This window comes from Pseudoduganella violaceinigra DSM 15887 (genome assembly GCF_000425385.1).
Lineage (GTDB): Bacteria > Pseudomonadota > Gammaproteobacteria > Burkholderiales > Burkholderiaceae_D > Rugamonas > Rugamonas violaceinigra.
This window is the reverse complement of the sequence record NZ_KE384360.1, coordinates 183,363-207,121: the sequence shown is the minus strand read 5'-3', so window position 1 is coordinate 207,121 and position 23,759 is coordinate 183,363. Positions and strand designations below refer to the sequence as shown.

Below are 23,759 nucleotides of genomic sequence, written 5' to 3'. Positions count from 1 at the left end.
CAAGGACTTTTTGACCTTCTTTTACCAGGTACGCCCCATGCGCAGCGTGATGCGGTTGCGGGCGTCGTCCGGCAACAGATCGGAGCGGATCACCCGGCCATAATCGAGCTGCAGGCTGGAGCGCCTGTCGAGCGGCAAGCGCACGCCGACGCCAATGCTGCCGATCCTGCCGCTGCGCAGCTGGCCGGCGTAATTGCGGTTGTAGCGGATGTAGTTGCGGTCGTAGAACAGCAAGGCGCGGCACCTGCGCAACCATGCTGCGCACATATTCGGCGAATACAGCTCAACATTGCTGCCAATGCCGCCGTCGCGCAGCACATCGCGGTCGCGCATCATGTTCAGCGCAGTAAACACGGGGGGCGCCAGGGCGTCCTGCAAGGTCAGGTCGCCGGAGTTGTACTGGGTATTCACGCTGGCGCGCACCAGCCAGTCGCGCGGCAAGGAATGTGTCAGCGTTGCCGCCAGGCGCACGGTGACGTTATTACTGGTGGGAGTGCCGGGCCAGTCGGACAATTTGGACTGGCTCGCGCTGAGGTCGAAGATGGTCGCGGGCGCTCGCTCTCGCTCAGCTCGCAGCGGTTCGGCTGCAAGGGTTCCACAGGCCATGGCCAAGGCAGCCAAGCCCGCTAAACGAGGCGCGCGGCTATTCATTTTCGTTCTCCCGGCAAGCGTCTTGCCTAGCTAAAGAGCAACGGTTTTACCCTTGGATTAGGGCAAGACGGCCAATTCGACAGCTTTATTTTACTCCCGCGCGCGGGCGCATAGTTGAGTGTTGCGAATTTGGCGCTATGATTGACACACTTAAAAAATAGATAACAAAAGGGGCGCCGTGAGCGATTCGGAACCATTACAGCTGTACCGCAAGCTGCACGCTGTGAGCACGCGCTTGCACTCGGCGCGCAGCCTCGACGCCCTGATGTCCAGCGTCCCGGCAGACCTGTGCCACCTGTTCGATTGCGACCGCTGCCTGCTATTCGTGATGGACCAGGAACAGGACTACCTGGTCGCGCGCGAGGCGCGGGTGGCCGTCACGCCGGGCAGCATCGCCGGCCACGTGGCACTGACCCAGCAAGTGCTCAACATCGCCGACGTGTACGATGCGTCCCAGCTGCGCGACATCGCGCCGGACCTGCAATTCCAGCAGGGTGCCGACCAGCGCACCGGCTACCGCACCCGCCAGGTGCTGGCCGCCCCCATTGCCGACGCCCAGGGCAAGGAGCTGCTCGGCGTAGTCCAGTTGCTTAATTCACGCAGCGGCGAGCCATTCAGCGCCAACCAGGTCGAATGCCTGCGCGACTTGTGCGAGACGCTGGCGGTCGCCCTGGCCGCCCGCCAGTCAACGCGCTTTGCCGCGGCAGCCGGCAGCACCAGGCCGGCCAGCGCGGCGGAAATCGAGGCCGCCGCGCTGGCCGAGAAAATCATCGAGGACGCCTGCCGGCTCGATGCCTCGGACATCCATATCGAACCCCAGGCAGCGCGCGGCGTCATCGTGCTGCGCCTGCGCCGCGACGGCGCCCTGCTGCCCTATGCGGAAGCCGCGCTGGAACTGCATGCGACATTGGTTGCGCGCCTGAAGACCATGTGCGGCCTGCCTGCTTCCCCCGCCGGCCATCCGATCGAAGGCAAGCTGCTGTTCCGCGAATTCAGCCAGCTCGATGTGGAACTGCGGGCCACCTTCATTCCCTCTGCCGGCGGCATGGAAGATGTCGTCCTGCACTTGTTCAGCAGCGGCGCCCCGATGCCGCTTGAGCGCCTGGGCATGCAGGCCGCCACGCAGGACCGGCTGCGCGCCGCCATCGACACCACGCACGGCCTGTTCCTGCTGTGCGGCCCCGCCGGTTCGGGACGCACAGCCGCCCTACATGCCCTGCTGCTGCAGCTGGAACGCCCTGACGCCAAGGTCTGGACCATCGAAGAACCGCTGGAAATCGTGCAGCCCGGCGCGCGCCAAATCCCGGTGCGGCGCGACGCCGGCACCGATTTCCCCGCCGCGCTGCGCGCCGTACTGCATGCCGACCCCGACCAAGTGGCGATCGGCGATATGCGCGACGGCGAGACCGCGGCCCTCGCCATCGCGGCGGCGACAGCCGGCCGCATGGTGCTGGGAGCGCTGCCGACTGCCAGCACCACCGACGCCATCGCCCGCCTGCACGAAATGGGCAACGACCGCTTTGCCATGGCCGACACCCTGCTGGGCGTGCTGGCCCTACGCCTGGCCAAGCGCCTGTGCGAGCATTGCAAGCAAGCTTACCAGCCCGGCGAGGCGGAAATGGATCTGCTGCTGGCCGAGTACAGCGAGGAATTGCAAAAGTCCGAATCCTGGCGCGCCGACCCGCGCACCGCCCGGCAGCGCATCGTCAACGGCTGGCGCGAACGTTACGGCGCGGGCCGCAGTCTCAGGCTATATCTGCCGGTCGGGTGCAAGGAGTGCAGCCATGGCTACAAAGGCCGCATCGGCCTGCACGAGCTGCTGGTGCCAGGCGAACTTACGCGCCAACTGGTGCGCGAACGCGCCAGCGCGCCGCAGCTGCGCAACGCGGCGCTGGCCGAGGGCATGCGGACCTTGCGCATGGACGGCATCGAAAAGATCCTGGCCGGACTGAGCGACGTCAAAGCGATCCGGGCCGCGCTTTGAAGCCAGGGCCGGCGCAAGCCGGCTTAAAGCGTCTTCTCGAAACAGGCTGCGGCCTGGTTGCCGGCATAGCGGCCGAAATTCTCGATGCGCCGGTAGCCGTGCGCCAGGTAGAACTGCACGGCGCGGTGATTGACCAGTCGCGTTTCCAGCCGCAGCGCGCAGTAACCGATCAGGCGCGCCTCCGCCTCCAGCCATGCCAGCACGGCGCTGCCGATGCCCTTGCTGCCCGGCCGCGCATACATGCGCTTGATCTCCGCCACCTGCTTACCCATTGGCCGCAAGGCGCCGCAGCCCAGCGCCCGCCCCAGCGCATCGCGCGCCACCGCGAAGCGGGCCGCTTCGCCGCGCACATCGCCGGCATCGAATCCGGCGCGGCCGCTGTCGCCTGTGATCGTCATCAGAATGGCGTCCAGTTCCGCCATCAGCGCCTGCGCGTCCGACGCACCCGGGTCGGCCGCAGCGACCAGCGGCAGCAGCTTGTACATCAAGGTGGTCGCGCCCAGCCGCCCGTCGGGCATGGTGGCGAATTGCGGGATTTCGCAGCAGCGCTCATAGCCCAGCTTGCGGTACATGCCCTCGGCCGGTTCGCCGCTGCAGGTGTCGAGCACCAGCAGCGTGCGGCCCAGCGAGCGCGCCGCCGCCTCGGCATGCCATATCAAGGCCTGCGCCAGGCCTTGGCGCAGCGCCCGCGGATGCACCAGCATCTTCGACAGCTCGGCGCGGTGGCGGCTGTTCGGCATGCCCGCCAGGACCAGTTGCAGCGTGCCGTCGATGCGGCCGTCGCCGCCGCGCAGCGCAAACAGGCGGCGCTCGCCGCGCTGCACGGCGCCATGCAGGCCAAGCCAGAAGGCCCGCGCCTCTTCATGCGGGAACGGCAGTTCGAAACCGACGCTTGCGCCGCCCTGGACACAGGCGCGCAGCACTTCAGCCAGGTCATCGGCATCTGCCAGCAGGCCGGCGGCGTCCAGTTCTTCTATGGTTCGCATATCGCAATCAGGTAATGGGCCGGTTCCGGCCCGGGACAGGAAAAATGCGTCGCGCCGTACAGGTGGAAGCGCAGGCAATCGCCCGCCTGCAGCCGGTGGGTAGCGCCGTCGATGGTGTAATCGAGCACGCCGGACAGCATCCACATATGCTGCTCCAGGCCGCGCACCGGCGGCTGGGCGTAATCGATGGCGGCGCCGGCCGGCAGCCTGCCCTCGATCAGCTCCGCCCCGAAGCCGCGCGCCGGCGGCGACACCATGCGCCGCACGAAGCCCGTCGACGCGTCGTGCCACTCGGCCTGTTCGGCGCGGCGGATCAGTTGCACCGGCGCCTGCTCCACCTCCGCGATCAGGCGCGACATCGGCAAGCCGTACACGGCGCACAACTTGCCCAGCATTTCCGCCGTCGGGCTGGTTTCGCCGCGCTCCAGGCGCGACAAGGTGGCCCGGCTAATGCCGCTCTGCGCGGCCAGTTCTTCCAGCGACAGCGCGCGCATTTCTCGCAGGTCGGCCAGGCGCCGCAGCAAGCGGTCCTCGAATGAATTTCCCATAATTGGGAATATATCCCATTTTTGAGACACCATGGGCAAAATAAAGGGGCGCCGCGGCGCCCCTTCGATTTCAAACCATTACATGATTTGCTTGCCGACCCACCAGGCCACCGCTGCAACGAAGGCGGAAGCCGGAATGGTGAAGATCCAGGCCCAGACGATATTGCCCGCCACGCCCCAACGCACAGCCGACATCTTTTGCGCCGACCCCACGCCGACGATCGCGCCGGTGATGGTGTGGGTGGTGGAGACAGGAACGCCCCAGAAAGACGCCATTAGCAGCGTGATCGCACCGCCGGTTTCGGCGCAGAAGCCGCCCACCGGTTTCAGCTTGGTGATCTTCTGGCCCATGGTCTTGACAATGCGCCAGCCGCCGAACAGGGTGCCGAAGGAGATCGCGCCGTAGCAGGACACGATGACCCAGACCGGCGGCGCCGAATCGCCGGCGGCCACATGGCCGGACGCGATCAGCAGCATCCAGATGATGCCCATGGTCTTTTGCGCGTCGTTGCCGCCGTGGCCCAGCGAGTAGCCCGCTGCCGACAGCAGCTGCAGGCGGCGGAACCAGCCGTCCACCTTGCGCGGCGTCGACTTCACGAAGACCCAGGACACGATCAGCATGATCAGCGAACCGAGCACAAAGCCCAGCAGCGGCGCCACCACGATGAAGGTCACGGTCTTGATCAGGCCACCGGAAATCAGGGCGCCGGTACCGGACTTGGCCACTGCCGACCCCACCAGGCCGCCGATCAGGGCATGCGAGGAGGAGGAAGGGATGCCGTAGTACCAGGTGATCACGTTCCAGACGATGGCCCCGATCAGCGCCCCGAAGATCACGTAATGGTCGATCACGGAAGGCTCGATCGTGCCCTTGCCGATGGTGGTCGCCACTTTCAGGCCCACCACGAAGATCGCGACGAAGTTGAAGAAGGCAGCCATCATCACGGCGGTCTGCGGTTTCAGCACGCCGGTGGACACCACCGTGGCGATCGCATTCGCGGCATCGTGGAAGCCGTTCATGAAGTCGAACACCAGTGCGAGGAAGACCAGTGCCCCCAGCGCCCAGATGCTAATTTCGAGGTTGCTCATGAAATGATCTTTGTAATTATGCGTTTTCGACGATGATGCCTTCGATGATGTTGGCAACATCTTCGCAGCGGTCGGTGACGGTTTCCAGGATCTCGTAGATGGCCTTCATCTTGATCAGGTTGCGCACGTCCGGTTCGTCGCGGAACAGCTTGGACATGGCGGCGCGCATCACGTGGTCGGCGTCCGATTCCAGGCGGTCGATCTCTTCGCAGATGCTGACGATCTTGGAAGCGTTGTCCATGTTCGACAGCAGGGCCACGGCATCCTTCACCTTTTCGCAGCAGGCCAGCACCAGCTCGGCCAGGCGCTTGGCTTCTGGCGTCACCGAATGCAGGTCGTACAGCGACACGGTCTGGGCGGCGTCTTCCATCAGGTCCAGGATGTCGTCCATGCGGGTGATCAGCTTGTGGATGTCATCGCGGTCCAGCGGGGTGATAAAGGTCTTATGCAGCAGGTCGACAGCGGCGTAAGTGATCTTGTCGGCCTGTTTTTCGATGCTTTCGATGGCGTGGACACGGTTTTCCAGGTCGTCGAAATTGGCCATCAGGCCCAGCATCTCTTTGGCGCCCTTCACGCAAAGTTCGGCATGCTGGTTAAACATGTCAAAGAATTTGCCCTCAGAGGGCATCAAGCGTCCAAACATTTTTGTTCTCCGTTGGTTGATTCGTAGATACTGCAGCATAGCCACCCAGCGTGGCCAGCCTGGTAATCAGTCGCCTTGGTAGATCGACAGGTTACCGGTGTAATTGCCAAACTTGGTGTAAGCACCGATCCAGGTCAGGCGGATCGCCCCGATTGGACCGTTACGCTGCTTGCCGATAATGATCTCGGCGGTGCCTTTATCGGGCGAGTCCGGGTTATAGACTTCGTCGCGATACAGGAAAATGATCACGTCCGCGTCCTGCTCGATAGCGCCGGATTCGCGCAGGTCGGACATGACGGGCCGTTTATTGGGACGTTGTTCCAGCGAGCGGTTCAGCTGGGACAGTGCAATGACGGGGCAATGCAGCTCTTTGGCCAGCCCCTTCAGGGAACGCGAGATCTCGGAGATCTCGGCCGCGCGGTTATCGCCCGGCTGGCTGCCCTGCATCAGCTGCAGGTAGTCGACCACGATCAGGCCCAGCTTGCCGCACTGGCGTGCCAGGCGGCGTGCGCGGGCGCGCATCTCGATCGGGTTCAGGGCCGGGGTCTCGTCGATATAGACCTGGGCGTCGTTCATTTTCTGGATGGCGTGCGTCAGGCGCGGCCAATCCTCGTCGATCAGCTTGCCGGTACGCAGGCGGTGCTGGTCCAGCAGGCCGACCGAGCCGAGCATACGCATGGCCAGCTGTACGCCGCCCATCTCCATCGAGAACACGGCCACCGGCAGGCCGGCTTCGACCGCCACGTTTTCGGCGATATTCATCGAGAACGCGGTCTTGCCCATGGATGGGCGGCCCGCCACCACGACCATGTCGCCGGGCTGCAAGCCGGACGTCATTTTATCGAGGTCGGTCCAGCCGGTCGGCACACCGGTGATTTCAGAGCCGGAGTCGCGCGAATACAGTTCGTCGATACGCTCGACCACCTGGGTCAGGAGCGGCTGCACCGGCAGCCAGCCGGCGGCGCCGCGCGAGCCGGCTTCGGCGATGGCGAAGATCTTCGATTCCGCCTCGTCCAGGATCTGCTTGACCTCCTTGCCCTGCGGGCTGAAGGCATTGCCCGACACTTCGTCGGCCACCGTGATCAGCTTGCGCAGCACGCCGCGGTCGCGCACGATTTCGGCATAACGGCGGATATTCGCCGCCGACGGCGTGTTCTGCGCCATGGCGTTCAAGTAAGCCATGCCGCCCACTTCCTCCGCCTTGCCCAGCATGCTGAGCGCTTCGAACACGGTCACCACGTCGGCCGGCTTGCCCGAGTTAATCAGGCGTACCATTTGCTCGAAAATGATGCGGTGGTCGTAGCGGTAGAAGTCTTCCGCGTTCATGAAGTCCGCAATCCGGTCCCATGCCGCGTTATCGCGCAACAAGCCACCGATGACAGATTGCTCTGCCTCGATCGAGTGCGGCGGAATGCGGAGGGAATCGACTTGTGGGTCGGACTGCGGGGCGGCGTTCATGGCGCGCATTATACCTGCTTCGGCAGGGTCGGAATAATCCTTGAAAATAAAAAAAGCCGGGCGTACCCGGCTTTTTTGCTGTATTTACGACGCTGATTAAGCAGCTTCGCCAACGACGGCTACGGTGACTTCCACCACTACGTCGGTGTGCAGGGCCACGGCAACTGGGAACTCGCCGGTGGTCTTCAGAGGACCGGTTGGCAGGCGCACAGCAGCTTTTTCCACTGCGAAGCCAGCTTTCGACAGGGCTTCAGCGATGTCGAAGTTGGTCACGGAACCGAACAGACGGCCGTCAACGCCGGCTTTCTGGGATACGGTCACGGTCATGCCGGCCAGCTTTTCGCCTTGGGCTTGGGCAGCGGCCAGCTTGGCGGCAGCAGCTTTTTCCAGTTCGGCGCGCTTGGCTTCGAATTCAGCAACAGCAGCAGCGGTAGCGCGGCGTGCCAGTTTCTGAGGGATCAGGAAGTTACGGGCGTAGCCGTCTTTCACTTTCACCACGTCGCCCAGGTTGCCGACGTTGATAACTTTTTCCAGCAGGATGATTTGCATAGTTTTCTCCAGGTACTAGTCTGCGCGCGAATTAAGCGTGGTGCAGATCGGTGTATGGCAGCAGGGCCAGGTAGCGTGCGCGCTTGATCGCGGTGTCCACTTGACGCTGGTAGTGCGCCTTGGTGCCGGTCAGGCGTGCTGGCATGATCTTGCCGTTTTCCTGGACGAAATCTTTCAGGGTGTCTACGTCTTTGTAGTCCACTTGCTCAACGTGCGCTGCGGTGAAGCGGCAGAACTTCTTGCGTTTGAACAGTGGGTTTTGTTGCTTGCGCTTTTCTTTCAGCTTGAGCTTGTTTTTGTCGAACTTTTTACCGAATGCCATTTTAGGCTCCTGTATTTAAATATTGCGCTGTCTAGACAGCACGAAAATCAATGATGTGAAACACCAGGGTTCTGCTATTGCGGTTCTTCTTGGCCAGGAAGCCGGTGAACTCGTACAAGCCGCCAAGGGGCGCCTGACTGAATCGTTTTGACAACTCGCCCGCCGCGACGGCAGGGACTTCAAACTCGGTCAGTCGGGCGATACCTGCCTCTGTCTGCTGCGAACTGTGCTGCAAGCTTGCATTCACAATCGGCAGGCCGGCCGGGGTGTAACGAATTTCATCCCGTTCGGCGATCAGGGCGGTAACCCGGAGCTGGTTGTACAGACCGTCTCCTGCTCAGGAATTAGGCCGCTGCAGGCGCTGCTGGGGCTTCGGCGCGATGGCTCTTGGCCGCGTCTTCACGCTGGACCGACTTCATCATTGGGGAAGGAGCGGTTTCCGCTTTCTTCATCTTGACGGTCAGGTGGCGCAGTACGGCATCATTGAATTTGAATGCGGTTTCCAGCTCAACCAGGGTTTCGTTGTCGCACTCGATGTTCAGGCAGATGTAGTGTGCCTTGGCCAGTTTCTGGATCGAGTACGCCATTTGACGGCGGCCCCAATCTTCAACACGGTGCACGTTACCGCCGCGCGAAGTCACGCTGGCTTTGTAACGTTCGATCATCGCGGGCACTTGCTCGCTCTGGTCCGGGTGGACGATAAATACGATTTCGTAGTGACGCATTAAAACTCCCTTAAGGACTGTGAATATAGCCCACCCCGGCGTCAAGACGGGTGTGGGAAGAGGTAAGCCCGCAAGCATAGCAGACTTCGCACCCCGGCTCAAGGTTTACTGATGCGGCGCAAGCCGCCCTGGCCCGGCCACTGGCATGCTGGGGCATGGATCGCCCCGACCTCGCCTGGAAGCTGTTGCTGCAGCGCCGACTGCCTGCGGTCCTGGCCTGCTTATTTCCGGAAATTTACGCGCTGGTCGACTGGGCGCAAAGTTATTGCCTTCCCGATAAGACGCTTCCCCCATTACCGCTGACAACTGCACGGGCGAACGGGAACCGGATTTCATTGCCATTGTGTCATTACTGGAATAGCCTCAACTATCTGATCCCCGAACTTTTTTTGCGAATGCAAAAAACTCGCTGCGGCCGAAGGCCGGGCCGCGGGCTTGGCTGAAGGCTTGGCGGAAGGCTTGGCTAAGGGCCGGATGCATGGCCTGGCTGAAGGTGAAACATCCGGCATGACTCTAGGTCAGCGCCAGACGCTCAAACTCCAGCTCGAGACACGCTTTGGCCAGTTGCCAGACAATGTGCTGGAAGCACTGGCGCAGGCAACCGTCGCGCAACTGGAACACCTGGCCATTGCCCTGCTTGACGCCCGCTCGGTTAAAGAAGCGCTAGACGCTGCTGGCTTGCGCACCTGACAGCGCATTGGCAGGACTGGATTTCAGAATGCCAACAAGGAAGGCGAAACCGGCCGCCACCCAGATGAGGGAAGCAACAACATCAAAGGTCCACATCCGGTCAGGAAACTTATACAAATAAGGCAACACCAGCAAGCCGCGCAGGAGGCAAACCGCAGCCACCGTCCCCTGCACCATCTGCGCAAATGGCAGCCAGCGCAGCATACCTGCGCCCGCCAAGGCATAGAGCGCACACGTCAGCATCAGCCCGCCGATCACCACCGCCCCGGCGGGCGCCAGCAGGCCGCCGTCCTGGGCCGACGCCACCACCTTTTGCGGCGCGTGGAGAAAGGCATACCAATCCGGGCCCAGCAAGGGCGCCACGAAGTGAATCAACGCGCCAAACACCGAAATCCCCGCAGCCAGCAAGAAAGCAACTCGTCCCATCCCGCCCTCCAATGGTTATCTAATCGACATTAAGCCGAATATTTTCTACTGATGCAACAAATTACTTGCAATTCCTCCCACACTGTACAAAAATACAGACTGTCTATATTCACAGTCCACCATAGCGCCATGATCAAGCTCACAGCACGACAAGAACAGATCCTCAACCTGATCAAGGATGCGATCGAAAGCACCGGTTTCCCGCCCACCCGCGCTGAAATTGCAGCGGAGCTCGGCTTCAAGTCCGCCAACGCCGCGGAAGAACACCTGAAAGCACTACAGCGCAAAGGCGCGATTGAAATTACCGCCGGCACCTCGCGCGGCATCCGCCTGACCGGCAATTTCGGCGGCCCGGCCACCGGCACCGCCGCACCGCGCAGCGCAGCGCGCGCCAAAGTCGAATTCGACGACATGCCGGCCATTCCCGCCGGCATGCTGGTGACCCTGCCGCTGATCGGCCGCGTCGCCGCCGGCTCGCCTATCCTGGCGCAGGAAAACCTGGAAACCACCTATAGCGTCGACCCCAACCTGTTCTCCGCCCGTCCCGACTTCCTGCTGAAGGTGCGCGGCGAATCGATGCGCGATATCGGCATCATGGACGGCGACCTGCTGGCAGTGAAAAAGACCGACAGCGCCCGCAACGGCCAGGTCGTGGTGGCCCGTATCGGCAACGACGTGACGGTCAAGCGCTACAGGAAAACCGGCAATACGATCGAGCTGCTGCCGGAAAATCCGGACTTCAAAGTCATCACCGTGACGCCGGAGGACGACTTCGCGCTGGAAGGCCTGGCGGTCGGCCTGATGCGGACCTGGCACTGATGTTCACCCTGTATGGCAGCGCGGAGTCCGGCCACAGCTTCAAGGTGCGGCTGACGCTCGAGGTGGCAGCGCTGCCATACGAATACCGCGAAGTCGACCTGCGCCTGGCGCGCGACGCGCGCGCCGAACCTTTCCGCAGCTTGGCCAGGTACGGCGAAGTGCCCCTGCTGGTGCATGCGGGCCAGCCCTATGTCCAGTCCAACGCCATCCTGCTGTTCCTTGCTGGTCACACGCAGGCCTTCGGCGGCGAAACGCCGGAACGCCTGGCGCGCTGCCGCGAATGGCTGTTCTGGGAAGCCAACCGCATAGGCACTTCCCTGCCCCACCTGCGCTTTGGCCAGCGCTTCGACCCGCAGGCCTATCCTGCCGGCGTCCTCGAATGGATGCGCTCACGCTTCGATGCCGATATCGCACGACTGAACGAAGAGCTGTCCGACGGCCGCGCCTTCCTCCTTGGCGATACGCCCACAATCGCCGACTTCTCAATCTGCGGCTATATGTTCTGGCCCGAGCAAGCCCATGTCGGCTATCCCGCATATGTCATGGCCTGGCTGGAGCGCATCCGCGCCCTGCCCGGCTGGCGCCATCCTTACGACATGCCCGGCGTCGTGCCGTTTTAGACCCGCCTGTTCCCCGATTCCTGCCGTCTGTTGCAGCGGCTGCGCCGTTCGCACGGCGCCCCGGTTATTCTTCTTGCATCAACATAAAAACAAGGAGAAAACATGTTCGCACGCCATATCAGCTTAGTCCTGTGCGCCATTGCATTTGCTTCCCCGGCCGCATACGCCGCAGCGCCACAGCAGCAATTCGCCAGCCTCGGCGACCTCCAGCTAGAAAACAAGGCCATCATCAACGACTGCGCTATCGGCTACCGCACCATCGGCACGCTGAACGCCGACAAGTCCAACGCAATCCTGTTCACCACCTGGCATACCGGCACCAGCCGCGATGCGGCGGGCATGCTGCAAAGCGGAGCACTGTTCGATCCCGCGCCCTGGTATGTGATTGTCGTGGATGCGCTGGGCAACGGCGTATCCTGCTCGCCGTCCAACAGCAAATCCCAGCCCGGTCCCGCCTTCCCGCAATTCTCGGTGCGTGACATGGTGGACAGCCAGCACAAGCTGCTGACCGAAAAACTCGGCATCAAGCATGTGCGCGCCGTCATGGGCTATTCGATGGGCGGCATGCAGACTTTCCAGTGGGCCGCCAGCTACCCAAGCTTCATGGACGTCGCGATCCCGATTGCCGGCACGCCGCGCCTGACCTCCTCCGACATGCTGTTCCTGCGCATCGTTGAAAAATCCATGCTCGACGACCCGGCCTACGCCGGCGGCCGCTACGCCAAAAACCCCGCCCTGCCGATGTACAACCTGCTGTTCGCCATGAATTTCGACAGTCCCGCGCACCGCAGCGCGCGCACCGCGCCCAAAGACTTCGAAAAGTTCTTCCGCGAGAGCCAGGCATCCGACCCGGACGGCACCGACGCCAACAATTCGCTGTGGCAGATCCGCGCAGTCCTCGGCCACGATATTGCGCAAGGCGGCAAGCTGGAAGATGCTGCGGCGAACATCAAGGCCCATATCTACCCAATCAATGCGGCACAGGACCACCTGGTCAACCCGGCGCCGCCGATCGCCTTCGCCAAACTGCGCAAGGAAGACGCCACGATACTCGACACCGATTGCGGCCACGCCGCCCTGCGCTGCGCCATGCCCGCCATGAAAGCGGTTGTGGAAAAAGCGCTACGCTAAGCCTGCAGCCTGTCCCGCCAATCCTGCAGTTCGTCGCAGCCACGCTCCTCGGGTGGCTGCGCCAACTTAAAGTGACACGACACCACATAACAACCGGGGAGATTTGATGTTCAAGCCACTCTGCATCGCAGCCGCGATGCTGGCCGCGCAGTCCGCGTTCGCCTTCGACAACCAGACCAACCACTACCGCCTGAGCATCGACCAGGATGCCAAACGGGCCCACGTCGAAGCCGACGTCTGGGTTGAGGGGCGCGAACTTGCGCTCTTCAACTGCATGCCGATTCCGCAGCTGAAGAATGGCCAGGCCGACCTGATCGAAAAGCTGGCCGTGCGCGACATGGCCGGCAACGCCGTTGCGCTGCAGGACAAGGGCGAAGGCGAATACGACGTGGAAGGCGACCGCCGCCTGCGCCTGTCCTACGATATCCGGCTCGAGCACGACAAATACGAATGGCCGGGCGGGAATGAGGAAGTCTCCTACCACACCGACGAAGGCCTGATGTCGGTCGGCTACCCGCTCTTCATCGTACCCGGCGTGAACATGCTCGGCCAGACCGAAGTCACGTTCGATCTGCCGGCCGGGTGGAAGGCCAATACGCCGTGGCGCAGCGCCGGCAAACCCGGCGTCTTCCTCACGGAATCGCGTCGCGAACTGGTGAACAACGCCTTCTTCTTCGGCACCGCGCGCGCCGAGACCTTCAAGGCCGGCGGCGTCGAGATGACGCTGGTGATGGGCAGGCAATACTGGAAGCGGCGCGACGCCTTCATATCAATGATCGACAAACAGATGAACAGCTACCAGAAGCTGTATGGCCGCGGCCCGGTGGCTGATCGCTTCCTGGTCGTCATCAACCAGGGCGGCACCGGTGACGGCGGCGCCTTCTCAGCCTCCTTCAGCCAATACCTGAAGGACGACGGCAGCGAAGTTTCGCGCCCGATCTGGGGCAAGGTGATGTCGCACGAGCTGGCCCACTTCTGGGACGGCCATTCTCTGGTACCGAAGAATGAAAGCGAAGAATGGTTCAAGGAAGGCGTGAACGACTACGTTACCGTCATCACCATGGCCCGCAACGAGCTGATGGACCGCGCCATGCTGATCCAGCAACTGGAAAACCTGGCACGCGGCCAGAACGTGGCCCGCAACGTGCAGGGCCTGACCGTCACGGTACGTGAAGCAGTCAAGGACAATCACCGCAACTGGCTGCTGGTGTACGGCGGCGGCACGATTGCCGGTCTGGCGATGGACGTGGAGCTGCGCAAGGCCACCAACGGCAAAGCCAGCCTGGATACGCTGCTGAACGCGATGTACAAGGAATTCGGCCACAAAGGCAAGCAGTACGACCAGGCAGACATCGTCCGCATCGGCAAGGCGATCGGCGGCATCGACCTCGATCCCTTGTTGAACAACATCGTCGCCACCAGCAAAGCACCAGACCTCGGCCCGCTGTTCAAGGACATCGGCCTGCGCCTCGAACAATTCGGCATGCTGGAAACCTACCTGCTGCGCGACCCCGCAGCATCGGCCGAACAGAAAGCCCGCTTCACCGCCATTTTCGGAGTGGCATACTAATTAAAAGCCGGGGTCAGCTCTGGCTTTCATTTTTCAATCCAGGGCGTTCTTGAAGTCGGCGATCAGGTCGGCGGTGTCTTCGATACCGACGGAAACGCGGATCAGGCTGTCGGCGATGCCCATCGATGCGCGGCGCTCTGGCCCCATTTCGTAGAAGATCGTGTGCGAGACCGGGATCACCAGCGTGCGCGTGTCGCCCAGGTTGGAGGTCGGAATCGCGAGCTTCAGCTTGTTCAGGTAGTCGAAGCAGTCGATGCCGTCCTTCAGTTCAAAACTGAGCAGCGAGCCGAAGTCCTTGAACAGTTCCGCTGCAATGCCATGCTGCGGGTGCGACTTCAGTCCCGGGTAGTAGACGGCTGCAACGCGTTCGTCTGCTTCCAGCATGTCGGCCAACGCGCGCGCGTTGGCCGAAGCGCGGTCCATGCGCAGCGCCAGCGTTTCGGCGCCGACGGCGATGGTGTGCGCGGCCTCCGGCGCCAGCGAAGCGCCGAAATCGCGCAGTGCCTTGGCGCGGATCTGCACCAGCCCCCACTGCGCCGCGGGATTCTTCTTGTAGTTCTCGAAGATATTGGGGAACCTGGTCCAGTCATAGGCGCCGGTGTCGGTCAATGCGCCGCCCAGCGCGTTGCCATGGCCGCCAATCGACTTGGTCAGCGCATTCACCACCAGGCCCGCGCCCACGTCCTTCGGGCGGAACAGGTAAGGCGACGTCATGGTGTTGTCGACGATGTAGAGGATGCCGCGCTGCGCGCACAGCTCGCCGATGCGTTTCAGGTCGGCGATCTGGGTGCGCGGGTTGGCGATCGTCTCGACGAACACCATGCGGGTTTCAGGTGTCAGCGCCGCCGCCACATTGGCGACGTCGGTGGCGTCGACAAAGTCCACGCCCACGCCCTGCCCCGCCACCGTTTGCCACAGCGAGTTGGTATTCCCGAACAGGAACGACGACGACACGACGTGGTCGCCGGCACGCAGCAGCGCCTGGAACACGGCGCCGATGGCGCCCATGCCCGTGGCGAAGCAGATCGTGCCAACGCCCTGCTCCATCTTGCTGACTTTGTCTTCCAGCGCGGCAACCGTCGGATTGCCCTGGCGGCCGTAGCGGAAGCCCGGCTCCTTGCCCTGGAACACCGACGCCAGCTGGCGCGCATCAGCATAGCCGAACGTCACCGAGGTGTGGATCGGCTTGTGCAGCGAGCCGTGTTCGATGCCTTTCTGGCGGTCGTTGTGCAGGATGGTGGTCGTGAAGCCGTAGTTCTTCATCAGGTTTCCGTGTTGGCGGTGTTCAGGTTCAGCTGCATACGGCCCGCATCCTCCGCAACCTTGGCCTTGGTCGGGTTGTGGCGCGCTTGCTCGATGCGGTCCAGGTACTCGGCCGACACGTCGCCGGTGACGTACTTGCCATCGAAGCAGGAAGCCTCGAATTCAGTCAGCGCCGGGTTGACATCGGCGATGGACTTCTTCAGGTCTTCCAGGTCCTGGTACACCAGCGCGTCGGCGGTGATTTCATTGCAGATTTCCTGCAGCGTGCGTCCGTGGGCGATCAGCTCGTCGCGCGTCGGCATGTCGATACCGTACACGTTCGGATACAGCACCGGCGGCGCGGCGGAGGCGAAGATCACTTTCTTGGCGCCCGCTTCGCGCGCCATCTGCACGATCTCGCGCGACGTGGTGCCGCGCACGATCGAGTCGTCCACCAGCAGCACGACCTTGTCCTTGAACTCGTCGCCGATGGCGTTGAGTTTCTGGCGCACGGATTTCTTGCGCATGGCCTGGCCCGGCATGATGAAGGTGCGGCCGATGTAGCGGTTCTTGATGAAGCCTTCGCGGTAGTCCACGCCCAGGCGCATCGCCAGCTGGATCGCGGCGGGACGCGAGGAGTCCGGGATCGGCATCACGACGTCGACGTCGTCGGCCAGTCCTTCGCGCTTGATCTTGTCGGCCAGGTACTCGCCCATCTTCAGGCGGGTGTTGTACACCGAGGCGCCGTCAATCACGGAGTCCGGACGCGCCAGGTAGACGTATTCGAATACGCATGGATTCAGCTTCGGCGCGTCGGCACAGATCTGGGCGTGCAGCTTATTGTCGCTGTCGATAAAGATCGCTTCGCCAGGCAGCACGTCGCGAACGAAGCGGAAGCCCATGCCTTCCAGCGCCACCGATTCGGAGGCCACCATGTATTCGGTGCCTTCCGCCGTTTCGTTCACACCCAGGCACAGGGGGCGGATGCCGAACGGGTCGCGGAACGCCAGCATACCGCTGCCGGCGATTTGCGCCACCGCCGCATAGCCGCCGCGCACGCGCTTGATCAGTACCGTCACCGCCTGGAAGATATTGGCCGGGGTCAGGGTGAAGCCGGTGGACGCCTTGTGGAGTTCGTGCGCCAGCACGTTCAGCAACACTTCCGAGTCGGAATCGGTGTTGATGTGGCGGCGGTCGATCTTGAACATCTCGTCCTTGAGCTGTTCCCAGTTGGTCAGGTTGCCGTTGTGCGCCAGCGTGATGCCGAACGGCGCGTTGACGTAGAACGGCTGCGCTTCTTCCTCGCTGGAAGAGCCGGCGGTCGGGTAGCGGCAGTGGCCGATACCGGAAGTGCCGTTCAGCGAACGCATATTCCGGGTGCGGAACACGTCGCGCACCAGGCCATTGGCCTTGTGCATGGAGAAGGTGTTGCTTTGATTGGTTGCGATGCCTGCCGCATCCTGGCCGCGGTGCTGCAACAGCAGCAGCGCGTCATACAGCATCTGGTTGACTGGTTGGTGGGATACGACGCCGACGATGCCACACATGGTGTGCTCCTAAACTTGGTACTGCGGATTTAAAGAATTCTAAAAATGGACATGCTGCGCCATCGCATCGGGCAGCATCGGTTTCACCGTTCGCACACTGGATTCCGCCATGGGACTCAACAGCGCGTTTTTCCAGAAATCCTGTTTGGGGATGGACGTCATCCCGCACAATATGACGCCGGCCAGCACGATCACGATACCCCGGCCGAGGCCAAACACGCCTCCCAGGCCACGGTCGGCCAGCGACAGGCCGCCGGCAGTGATCAGCGCATCGATCGCCATGGTCAGCAGGGCCATGAGGATGCGCACACCGATAAATAATGCAATGAAAGCAACGATCAGGCGTACCACCTCGCCCGGCAGGGCGCTCGGCAGCATGGCGGCCAGCCACGGGCCGTAAGCGTTGGCGACGACGAAAGCGACAATCCAGCCGGCCAGGGACAATACCTCTTTGACCAGGCCACGCAGGGTACTGATGATGACGGAAGAGACCAGCACGAAGATAACCAGGTAATCGAAAATCGTCACGTCAGCGCAGCCTCAAATCATCGGTCAGGCTGGAGTCAGGCTGCCAGTCAGGCCCAGTTTGCCCAGCTTGGCTTTGACCTTTTCAGCTTCGTCCTTGTTCGGGAACGGGCCGACTCGCACGCTGGTCAATTCGCCGTTGGCGGTGTTGACCTTTTGCGCATAGGACTTGATGCCGGCTTCGTTCAGCTTGCGCTGCAACTCGTCCACTTTGTCTTTGGCAGCGAAGGCGCCGACCTTGATCACATACTTGGCGGCTGCGGGCGCCGCTTCGGTGGGCTTGCCTTCCAGGATAGCCATGGCGCGCGCATCGTCGTTATGGCTGGGCTTGGCTTCCGGCTTAGTGTCAGGCTTGATGTCAGGCTTGGTGTCAGGCTTGGTTTCCGGCTTCTTCGGTTCGGGCTTGGTTTCCGGATGCTTCACTTCGGCCTTCGCGACTTTCAGGTCGGTCGCTTTGACATCGGCCGCTTTGGGCGGCTTTGCCGGCTCGGTCACGGCCGGCTTGGCCGGCACGTGGACAATTTCTTCGCCCTTGTCCAGCGAGGCGCCCGCCGCAGCGACTGGGGCCACCGTGCGTGAAGACTGGGCCGAGGCGGAAGGCTTGCCAGCGGCGGGCTGCTCGATCGCCGGCATCGGTGCCGGCACCGGCCCGCCATTCAGCGGTTCGCCCGGCTTGTCCTTGGACGGCATATTGATGGCGATGTCGGATACCGACGATTTTGGCTCGGAATCGAGCAGCATCGGCAGGCCGATGGCAACGGCCAGCGCCAGCGCAATGGCGCCGACCAGGCGCCGGCGGGCGCGCTTCTTCTCTGGCAATACGGGATCAGCTGCATTTTTGCCGCCATTGCGGCGCGGCGCCGCGTCGGCGCCAGCACTGGATGCGCGCTTGGAGCGGGCCTTGTCGTTCAAAGCCCGGTCGTCCTGTGCGCGGTAATAGCCGCTGTCATCACCAGCAGCATCTTGCTTGTCTTTGCCAAATTTCGATAACAAGCCCATGCGTGATTTTCTCAGTGGAGTGAGGATTTTTTCGCCGCCATGACGCCGGCGACGGTCAGGAATGATCCAAAGACCACAATTCTATCATTCTCGCCCGCACGGCTGATCGCATTTGCGAATGCCTGGCCTGGATCATCGAAAATATTAACGGTTTTCTCATCCATTTTAGGCTCAATTGCCTGCACTTTGGCCGCCAGTTCCGACGCCGTCGCTGCGCGCGGCGACGGCAGGTTGGTCAGGCACCAATGGTCGACATTGGGCGCCATGGCCTGGATCACGCCGTCGATATCCTTGTCGTGCATGGAGCCGAACACCGCGAAGGTGTACGGGCTGAAGCCCATATTGCCCACGTTCTGCGCCAGCGCGGCGGCGGCGTGCGGGTTGTGCGCGACGTCGTAGATGACAGTCGGGCGGCCCGGCAGCACCTGGAAGCGGCCCGGCAGCTCCACCATCACCAGGCCGGTGCGCACTTCCTGGGCGCCGACCGGCAGTTCCATCTTCAGCGCTTCCAGGGCCGCCAGCGCCGCGCAGGCATTGAGCAGCTGGTTGGCGCCGCGCAGGCCCGGGTAGGCCAGCGAATTGCGGCGCTGCGAACGTCCGCCGTAATTCCATTGCTGCTTGTCACCGGCATAATTGAAATCGCGCCCCATCAGCCACAGGTCGGCGCCGATTTCCGTGGCGTGATCGATCAGGGCCTGCGGCGGCACCGGATCGCTGCAGATGGCCGCTTTTCCGGTGCGGAAGATACCAGCCTTCTCAAAGCCGATCTGCTCGCGCGTACCGCCCAGGTAGTCGACGTGGTCGATATCGACGCTGGTCACGATCGACACGTCGGCGTCGATCACATTGACCGCATCCAGGCGGCCGCCCAGGCCCACTTCGAGGATAACCACGTCGAGCGCCGCCTGCGACATCAGGTGCATGATGGCCAGCGTGGTGAATTCAAAATAAGTCAGCGAAATATCGCCGCGCGAGCGCTCCACGAAATTGAAGCTGTCCACCAGCTGCTCGCCGCTCGCCATATCGCCGTTCAGGCGCGCGCGCTCGTTGAAATGCAGGAAGTGGGGCTTGATGTACAGGCCGACGCGGTAACCGCCTTGCATCAGGATCGATTCCAGCATGGCGCAGGTCGAGCCCTTGCCGTTGGTGCCGGCCACCATGATGACCGGGCACTTGAACTGCAATGCCATGCGTTCCTTGACGGCGCGCACGCGGTCCAGGCCCATGTTGATGACGGTTTCGGCATGGCGCGACTCGATCAGCGCAAGCCATTCGGGGAGGGTATTCGGGAGATTGGACATTATCGCCAGGGAGGGAGTTCGGGCGCGCAGCGCAGGAGGCTGCGCGCGCCGGGTGAAACGTAAAGCTTAGGCCAGCACTTCCACGGCCTGGTTCTGCATCAGGGCCAGCAGGCGGGCGATTTCTTCGCGCATCTGGCGGCGGTCGACGATCATGTCGATCGCGCCCTTGGTCAGCAGGAACTCGGAACGCTGGAAGCCTTCCGGCAGCTTTTCACGCACGGTGTTTTCGATCACGCGCGGGCCGGCGAAGCCGATCAGCGCCTTCGGCTCGGCCATCACCACGTCGCCCATGAAGGCGAACGAGGCGGACACGCCGCCCATGGTCGGGTCGGTCAGCACCGAGATGAACGGCAGCTTCTTCTCGGCCAGCTTGGTCAGCATGGCGGTGGTTTTCGCCATCTGCATCAGCGACAGCAGGCCTTCCTGCATACGTGCGCCGCCGGTGGCGGTCACGCAGATGAACGGCACCTTCTGTTCCAGCGCCACCTGGGCCGCGCGGGCGAAACGTTCGCCCACCACGGAACCCATGGAGCCGCCCATGAATTCGAATTCGAAGCACGCCACGACAACCGGCAGGCTCATGATCGAGCCGCCCATCGCGATCAGGGCATCGGTTTCGCCGGTGGCTTCCATCGCCTGCTTCAGGCGATCCGGGTATTTCTTGCTATCCTTGAACTTCAGCGTGTCGACCGGCAGGGTCTCCTGGCCGATTTCATAACGGCCGCCGGCGTCCAGCAGCGCGTCCAGGCGCTCGCGGGCGCGGATACGCATGTGATGGTCGCACTTGGGGCAGACATGCAGGTTCGACTCGAGGTCGGTACGGTACAGCACAGCCTCGCAGGATGGGCACTTGACCCACAGGCCTTCAGGCATTGTCTTGCGAGCGGCAGCGTCCGAGCGCTGGATGCGCGGTGGCAGCAATTTTTCCAACCAGCTCATAAATTTCTCCTCTTGCACTAACTTAGGCCGGAAGTGTAGCCGGTTCTGCCTGCCCTGTCGAACAAAACAGGCAGAATCTTGCTCTCGGATTAATGCTTTGCGTCAAGTGCGTGGCGAATGCCGGAAACGAACGATCGTACTGATTTTACAGCGTTTTCTGGCCCGGCCGACTCGATTTCCTGGATGATGCGGCTGCCGATCACCACCGCATCGGCCACGGCGGCCACCGCGCGGGCGGTTTCCCCGTCGCGGATGCCGAAACCGACGCCCAGCGGCAGCTGCACGTGCTTGCGTATCATGTCCAGGCGGCGCGCCACGTCTTCCGTGTCGATATGGCCGGCGCCGGTCACGCCTTTCAGGGACACATAGTATGTGAAACCGCTGCCCACGCGCGCCACCTGCTGCACCCGCTCTTCGGTCGAGGTGGGAGCCAGCAGGAAGATCAGGTCCTGCCCCGCGGCGCGCATCTTGGCGGCGAACGCCTCGCACTCCTCCGGCGGATAATCGACCACGATGGCGCCGTCGGCGCCGGCGGCGCGGCTGGCGTCGATGTAGGCGTCGGCGCCCAGGCGTTCGATCGGGTTGGCGTAGCCCATCAGGACCACCGGCGTGCTGCTGTTGGTCTTGCGGAATTCGCGTACGAAGTCGAAGCAGTGGCGGATGCCGACACCCTTCGCCAGCGCGCGTTCGCAGGCGCGCTGGATGACAGGGCCCTCCGCCATGGGGTCGGAGAATGGGATGCCCAGTTCCAGGATGTCGGCCCCGCCTTCCACCAGGGCGTGCATCAAGCTTACGGTGAGGCCCGGTTCCGGGTCGCCGGCGGTGATGAAGGTGACCAGGGCTTTTTTGTTTTGCGCTTTCAGAGCGGCGAAGGTTTGTGCGATACGAGTCATTTTGCTTTCCTTTTTCAAACCGGTAAGGCGGGGTCAGACCCAAGGGTCTGACCCCGGTACGCGGCGGCCGCGTGCAGGGATGTGCGCCTTGATCTTCGACGAAAGTCAAAAGCCCCAAACCAAACTCGCGGCGGATGATCTGACAGGGTCTGACCCTTGGGTCTGACCCTGGATTACCGGTTTTAGAACTGCAGTCCTGCGCGCTGCGCGACAGTATGCATATCCTTATCCCCGCGCCCCGACAGATTGGCCAGAATGATCTTATTCTTCGGCAAGGTCGCCGCCAGCTTGGCCGCATACGCCAGCGCATGCGAACTCTCGAGCGCAGGAATGATCCCCTCGATATGGCAGCAATCATGGAAAGCCTGCAGCGCCTCGTCGTCGGCAATCGACACGTATTCTGCGCGCCCCGCATCCTTCAGATAAGAATGCTCCGGCCCCACCCCTGGATAATCCAATCCCGCCGAGACTGAATGCGTCTCAATGATCTGCCCGCCCTCGTCCTGCAGCAGGTAAGTGCGGTTGCCATGCAACACACCCGGATAGCCGGCCGTCAGCGACGCCGCATGCTTGCCCGTGCCGAGCCCCTCGCCCGCCGCCTCGACGCCCACCAGCGCCGTCGCCGCCTGGTCGATATAAGGATAGAAAATCCCCATGGCATTCGAACCGCCACCAATACAGGCCACCACATAATCCGGCTGGCGCCCGGTCATCTCGGGCATCTGCTGCAGGCACTCCTCGCCGATCACGGACTGGAAATCGCGCACCATCATCGGGTAAGGGTGCGGCCCGGCCACCGTGCCGATAATGTAGAAAGTGTTTTCAATATTGGTGACCCAGTCGCGCATCGCCTCGTTCAGCGCATCCTTCAGGGTCTTGGAGCCCGATTCCACCGGCACCACGGTGGCGCCCAGCAGCTTCATGCGGTACACGTTCTGCGCCTGGCGCTTGACGTCCTCGCTGCCCATGTAGACCACGCACTCCAGGCCGAAGCGCGCGCAAATGGTGGCGGTGGCGACGCCGTGCTGGCCGGCGCCGGTCTCGGCGATGATGCGCGGCTTGCCCATGCGCTTGGCCAGCAAGGCCTGGCCGATCACATTGTTGATCTTGTGGGCGCCGGTGTGGTTCAGGTCTTCGCGCTTGAAGTAGATCTGCGCGCCGCCCAGTTGCTCCGACCAGCGCTTGGCGTGGTACACGGGCGACGGACGGCCGACGAAGTGCTTCAACTCATAGCGGAACTCTTCCAGGAAGAGTTCATCCTTGCTGTAGCGGGCATAGGCTTCGCGCAGCTCGGCCAGCGCGTAGCTCAGGGTTTCGGCAACAAAGGAACCGCCATACGGGCCGAAATGGCCGGTGGCGTCGGGCAGGTGGTAGGACGAGGCGTGGAACAGCTGCGCTGGTGGCGCATCAAGCGGGGTTTTCATGGTGCGGATCTTTCTCAAAAGTGGCATCTGCTGCCCGCGCGCCGCGAATGAACTCCGCGATCAGGCGAGCATCTTTGATGCCCTTGGCGCGCTCGACGCCACTTGAGACGTCAACCGCGTAAGGGCGAACGCTGGCCACTGCGCCAGTCACATTTTGCACGCTCAAGCCACCACTCAAAACGGCCCGATGCGCGAGATCTTTTGGGATTAGAGACCAATCGAAAACCTTTCCTGCGCCGCCATAGGCATCCACGAAGGTATCGAGCAGGAGGCCCGAGAACAAGCTGCTGGATGCGCGGCAAAGTCGCTCATATTCTAGCAGCTCGGCGCCGCTTGTGTCGGGTTTGACACGGAATACCCGCACATAGGCCCGGCCCGCGGCGCGCGCCGCGGCGGCGCACTCTGCGGCGCTTTCATCGCCATGGAATTGCAGCAGCGATACCGGCGCCACCGCCACGGTGGCGGCCACCTGCTCCGCCGTGTGGTTGACGAACAGGCCGACCGGGGTCACAAACGGCGGCAGCAGCGCAATCAGTTCGGCGGCGCGCTGCGGGGCGACGTAGCGCGGGCTCTTCTCGTAGAACACGAAGCCCACCGCGTCGGCGCCCGCCGCCACGGCGGCCTGGACGTCTTCTTCGCGGGTCAGGCCGCAGATCTTGATGCGGGTGCGTGGCATTG

Annotated in this window: 27 protein-coding genes; 7 read left to right on the top strand and 20 right to left on the bottom strand. The window is 62.7% G+C overall.

Annotated features, from left to right (window positions below; all coding sequences use genetic code 11):
• Window positions 1-21 precede the first annotated feature (21 nt).
• Window positions 22-513, bottom strand: a complete 492-nt coding sequence (locus tag H597_RS0127440; protein ID WP_028104941.1) for a ShlB/FhaC/HecB family protein — start codon at window positions 511-513, stop codon at window positions 22-24.
• Window positions 514-829: 316 nt separating this feature from the next.
• Here H597_RS0127440 and H597_RS32695 point away from each other — a divergent pair, with 316 nt between their 5' ends.
• Window positions 830-2,635: a GspE/PulE family protein gene (locus H597_RS32695; RefSeq protein ID WP_035375361.1), complete on the top strand. Its 1,806-nt coding sequence runs from the start codon at window positions 830-832 to the stop codon at window positions 2,633-2,635.
• A 23-nt stretch (window positions 2,636-2,658) separates the two neighbouring features.
• Here the strand turns inward: H597_RS32695 and H597_RS34470 are convergent, their stop codons facing one another.
• From H597_RS34470 to rpsF, 9 genes are all read right to left on the bottom strand, one after another.
• Window positions 2,659-3,621, bottom strand: a complete 963-nt coding sequence (locus H597_RS34470; protein ID WP_083941317.1) for a GNAT family N-acetyltransferase — start codon at window positions 3,619-3,621, stop codon at window positions 2,659-2,661.
• Window positions 3,609-4,169, bottom strand: a complete 561-nt coding sequence (locus H597_RS0127420; RefSeq protein ID WP_028104940.1) for a helix-turn-helix domain-containing protein — start codon at window positions 4,167-4,169, stop codon at window positions 3,609-3,611. The genes H597_RS34470 and H597_RS0127420 overlap by 13 nt, the downstream gene beginning before the upstream one ends.
• A 78-nt stretch (window positions 4,170-4,247) precedes the next feature.
• On the bottom strand, window positions 4,248-5,258 hold the full coding sequence (locus H597_RS0127415) for an inorganic phosphate transporter (RefSeq protein WP_028104939.1): 1,011 nt from the start codon (window positions 5,256-5,258) through the stop codon (window positions 4,248-4,250).
• A gap of 16 nt (window positions 5,259-5,274) precedes the next feature.
• Window positions 5,275-5,901 (bottom strand): DUF47 domain-containing protein, encoded by a 627-nt coding sequence (locus H597_RS0127410; RefSeq protein WP_028104938.1) that lies wholly within the window; start codon window positions 5,899-5,901, stop codon window positions 5,275-5,277.
• Window positions 5,902-5,967: 66 nt separating this feature from the next.
• Entirely contained in the window at window positions 5,968-7,359 is a 1,392-nt protein-coding gene (locus H597_RS0127405) for a replicative DNA helicase (protein ID WP_028104937.1), read from the bottom strand.
• Window positions 7,360-7,455: 96 nt separating this feature from the next.
• Entirely contained in the window at window positions 7,456-7,908 is a 453-nt protein-coding gene (rplI, locus tag H597_RS0127400) for a 50S ribosomal protein L9 (RefSeq protein WP_028104936.1), read from the bottom strand.
• A gap of 31 nt (window positions 7,909-7,939) precedes the next feature.
• Window positions 7,940-8,230: a 30S ribosomal protein S18 gene (gene rpsR, locus H597_RS0127395; RefSeq protein WP_028104935.1), complete on the bottom strand. Its 291-nt coding sequence runs from the start codon at window positions 8,228-8,230 to the stop codon at window positions 7,940-7,942.
• Between the two features lie 31 nt (window positions 8,231-8,261).
• Window positions 8,262-8,555, bottom strand: coding sequence for a primosomal replication protein N (gene priB / locus H597_RS0127390; RefSeq protein ID WP_028104934.1), 294 nt, complete (start codon window positions 8,553-8,555; stop codon window positions 8,262-8,264).
• 19 nt (window positions 8,556-8,574) lie between these two features.
• Complete coding sequence (rpsF, locus tag H597_RS0127385) at window positions 8,575-8,955, bottom strand: 30S ribosomal protein S6 (RefSeq protein WP_028104933.1); 381 nt, start codon at window positions 8,953-8,955, stop codon at window positions 8,575-8,577.
• A 155-nt stretch (window positions 8,956-9,110) separates the two neighbouring features.
• Here rpsF and H597_RS35230 point away from each other — a divergent pair, with 155 nt between their 5' ends.
• Both H597_RS35230 and H597_RS0127380 read left to right on the top strand, forming a co-directional pair.
• Complete coding sequence (locus H597_RS35230) at window positions 9,111-9,398, top strand: hypothetical protein (RefSeq protein ID WP_154668305.1); 288 nt, start codon at window positions 9,111-9,113, stop codon at window positions 9,396-9,398.
• Window positions 9,391-9,645: a DUF4351 domain-containing protein gene (locus H597_RS0127380; protein ID WP_028104932.1), complete on the top strand. Its 255-nt coding sequence runs from the start codon at window positions 9,391-9,393 to the stop codon at window positions 9,643-9,645. Before H597_RS35230 ends, H597_RS0127380 begins: the two co-directional genes overlap by 8 nt.
• Here H597_RS0127380 and H597_RS0127375 read toward each other — a convergent pair.
• Window positions 9,619-10,071, bottom strand: a complete 453-nt coding sequence (locus H597_RS0127375) for a hypothetical protein (RefSeq protein WP_154668304.1) — start codon at window positions 10,069-10,071, stop codon at window positions 9,619-9,621. The two genes, H597_RS0127380 and H597_RS0127375, sit on opposite strands and share 27 nt — an antisense overlap.
• 129 nt (window positions 10,072-10,200) lie before the next feature.
• Between H597_RS0127375 and lexA the strand changes: the two genes are divergently transcribed.
• From lexA to H597_RS0127355, 4 genes are all read left to right on the top strand, one after another.
• The gene (gene lexA / locus H597_RS0127370; protein WP_028104930.1) at window positions 10,201-10,890 is read left to right on the top strand and encodes a transcriptional repressor LexA; all 690 of its coding nucleotides are present in this window, start codon (window positions 10,201-10,203) and stop codon (window positions 10,888-10,890) included.
• A complete protein-coding gene (locus H597_RS0127365; protein ID WP_028104929.1) occupies window positions 10,890-11,510 on the top strand; it encodes a glutathione S-transferase family protein in 621 nt (206 codons plus the stop codon). The genes lexA and H597_RS0127365 overlap by 1 nt, the downstream gene beginning before the upstream one ends.
• Before the next feature lie 102 nt (window positions 11,511-11,612).
• The gene (locus tag H597_RS0127360) at window positions 11,613-12,641 is read left to right on the top strand and encodes an alpha/beta fold hydrolase (RefSeq protein ID WP_028104928.1); all 1,029 of its coding nucleotides are present in this window, start codon (window positions 11,613-11,615) and stop codon (window positions 12,639-12,641) included.
• 106 nt (window positions 12,642-12,747) lie between these two features.
• Window positions 12,748-14,211: a M61 metallopeptidase family protein gene (locus H597_RS0127355; RefSeq protein WP_028104927.1), complete on the top strand. Its 1,464-nt coding sequence runs from the start codon at window positions 12,748-12,750 to the stop codon at window positions 14,209-14,211.
• A 33-nt stretch (window positions 14,212-14,244) separates the two neighbouring features.
• Here H597_RS0127355 and H597_RS0127350 read toward each other — a convergent pair whose 3' ends face one another.
• The 9 genes from H597_RS0127350 to H597_RS0127310 form a co-directional block, all read right to left on the bottom strand.
• Window positions 14,245-15,474: a cystathionine gamma-synthase family protein gene (locus H597_RS0127350; RefSeq protein WP_028104926.1), complete on the bottom strand. Its 1,230-nt coding sequence runs from the start codon at window positions 15,472-15,474 to the stop codon at window positions 14,245-14,247.
• Entirely contained in the window at window positions 15,474-17,000 is a 1,527-nt protein-coding gene (gene purF / locus H597_RS0127345) for an amidophosphoribosyltransferase (RefSeq protein WP_028104925.1), read from the bottom strand. The genes H597_RS0127350 and purF overlap by 1 nt, the downstream gene beginning before the upstream one ends.
• Before the next feature lie 39 nt (window positions 17,001-17,039).
• Entirely contained in the window at window positions 17,040-17,528 is a 489-nt protein-coding gene (locus tag H597_RS0127340; protein ID WP_028104924.1) for a CvpA family protein, read from the bottom strand.
• A 24-nt stretch (window positions 17,529-17,552) separates the two neighbouring features.
• Window positions 17,553-18,524: an SPOR domain-containing protein gene (locus tag H597_RS0127335; protein ID WP_028104923.1), complete on the bottom strand. Its 972-nt coding sequence runs from the start codon at window positions 18,522-18,524 to the stop codon at window positions 17,553-17,555.
• A gap of 11 nt (window positions 18,525-18,535) precedes the next feature.
• Window positions 18,536-19,825 (bottom strand): bifunctional tetrahydrofolate synthase/dihydrofolate synthase, encoded by a 1,290-nt coding sequence (folC, locus tag H597_RS0127330; RefSeq protein WP_028104922.1) that lies wholly within the window; start codon window positions 19,823-19,825, stop codon window positions 18,536-18,538.
• Window positions 19,826-19,891: 66 nt separating this feature from the next.
• Window positions 19,892-20,764 carry an acetyl-CoA carboxylase, carboxyltransferase subunit beta gene (accD, locus tag H597_RS0127325; RefSeq protein WP_028104921.1) on the bottom strand — a complete coding sequence of 291 codons (873 nt, stop codon included), beginning with the start codon at window positions 20,762-20,764 and terminating at the stop codon, window positions 19,892-19,894.
• Window positions 20,765-20,853: 89 nt separating this feature from the next.
• Window positions 20,854-21,657, bottom strand: a complete 804-nt coding sequence (gene trpA / locus H597_RS0127320) for a tryptophan synthase subunit alpha (protein ID WP_028104920.1) — start codon at window positions 21,655-21,657, stop codon at window positions 20,854-20,856.
• A gap of 182 nt (window positions 21,658-21,839) precedes the next feature.
• A complete protein-coding gene (gene trpB, locus H597_RS0127315; RefSeq protein ID WP_028104919.1) occupies window positions 21,840-23,081 on the bottom strand; it encodes a tryptophan synthase subunit beta in 1,242 nt (413 codons plus the stop codon).
• Window positions 23,065-23,757: a phosphoribosylanthranilate isomerase gene (locus H597_RS0127310; protein ID WP_028104918.1), complete on the bottom strand. Its 693-nt coding sequence runs from the start codon at window positions 23,755-23,757 to the stop codon at window positions 23,065-23,067. The genes trpB and H597_RS0127310 overlap by 17 nt, the downstream gene beginning before the upstream one ends.
• Window positions 23,758-23,759: the final 2 nt, after the last annotated feature.

Excerpts from the sequence above, each read along its gene's own strand:
- H597_RS35230 (WP_154668305.1), top strand. The coding sequence starts at position 9,111 with ATGGATCGCCCCGACCTCGCCTGGAAGCTGTTGCTGCAGCGCCGACTG.
- H597_RS0127335 (WP_028104923.1), bottom strand. The coding sequence starts at position 18,524 with ATGGGCTTGTTATCGAAATTTGGCAAAGACAAGCAAGATGCTGCTGGT.
- H597_RS0127420 (WP_028104940.1), bottom strand. The coding sequence starts at position 4,169 with ATGGGAAATTCATTCGAGGACCGCTTGCTGCGGCGCCTGGCCGACCTG.
- H597_RS0127365 (WP_028104929.1), top strand. The coding sequence starts at position 10,890 with ATGTTCACCCTGTATGGCAGCGCGGAGTCCGGCCACAGCTTCAAGGTG.
- trpB (WP_028104919.1), bottom strand. The coding sequence starts at position 23,081 with ATGAAAACCCCGCTTGATGCGCCACCAGCGCAGCTGTTCCACGCCTCG.
- H597_RS34470 (WP_083941317.1), bottom strand. The coding sequence starts at position 3,621 with ATGCGAACCATAGAAGAACTGGACGCCGCCGGCCTGCTGGCAGATGCC.
- H597_RS0127410 (WP_028104938.1), bottom strand. The coding sequence starts at position 5,901 with ATGTTTGGACGCTTGATGCCCTCTGAGGGCAAATTCTTTGACATGTTT.
- trpA (WP_028104920.1), bottom strand. The coding sequence starts at position 21,657 with ATGACTCGTATCGCACAAACCTTCGCCGCTCTGAAAGCGCAAAACAAA.
- H597_RS0127415 (WP_028104939.1), bottom strand. The coding sequence starts at position 5,258 with ATGAGCAACCTCGAAATTAGCATCTGGGCGCTGGGGGCACTGGTCTTC.
- lexA (WP_028104930.1), top strand. The coding sequence starts at position 10,201 with ATGATCAAGCTCACAGCACGACAAGAACAGATCCTCAACCTGATCAAG.
- rpsR (WP_028104935.1), bottom strand. The coding sequence starts at position 8,230 with ATGGCATTCGGTAAAAAGTTCGACAAAAACAAGCTCAAGCTGAAAGAA.
- H597_RS0127375 (WP_154668304.1), bottom strand. The coding sequence starts at position 10,071 with ATGGGACGAGTTGCTTTCTTGCTGGCTGCGGGGATTTCGGTGTTTGGC.
- H597_RS0127310 (WP_028104918.1), bottom strand. The coding sequence starts at position 23,757 with ATGCCACGCACCCGCATCAAGATCTGCGGCCTGACCCGCGAAGAAGAC.
- H597_RS0127355 (WP_028104927.1), top strand. The coding sequence starts at position 12,748 with ATGTTCAAGCCACTCTGCATCGCAGCCGCGATGCTGGCCGCGCAGTCC.
- H597_RS0127360 (WP_028104928.1), top strand. The coding sequence starts at position 11,613 with ATGTTCGCACGCCATATCAGCTTAGTCCTGTGCGCCATTGCATTTGCT.
- purF (WP_028104925.1), bottom strand. The coding sequence starts at position 17,000 with ATGTGTGGCATCGTCGGCGTCGTATCCCACCAACCAGTCAACCAGATG.
- rplI (WP_028104936.1), bottom strand. The coding sequence starts at position 7,908 with ATGCAAATCATCCTGCTGGAAAAAGTTATCAACGTCGGCAACCTGGGC.
- folC (WP_028104922.1), bottom strand. The coding sequence starts at position 19,825 with ATGTCCAATCTCCCGAATACCCTCCCCGAATGGCTTGCGCTGATCGAG.
- H597_RS0127405 (WP_028104937.1), bottom strand. The coding sequence starts at position 7,359 with ATGAACGCCGCCCCGCAGTCCGACCCACAAGTCGATTCCCTCCGCATT.
- rpsF (WP_028104933.1), bottom strand. The coding sequence starts at position 8,955 with ATGCGTCACTACGAAATCGTATTTATCGTCCACCCGGACCAGAGCGAG.
- accD (WP_028104921.1), bottom strand. The coding sequence starts at position 20,764 with ATGAGCTGGTTGGAAAAATTGCTGCCACCGCGCATCCAGCGCTCGGAC.
- H597_RS0127350 (WP_028104926.1), bottom strand. The coding sequence starts at position 15,474 with ATGAAGAACTACGGCTTCACGACCACCATCCTGCACAACGACCGCCAG.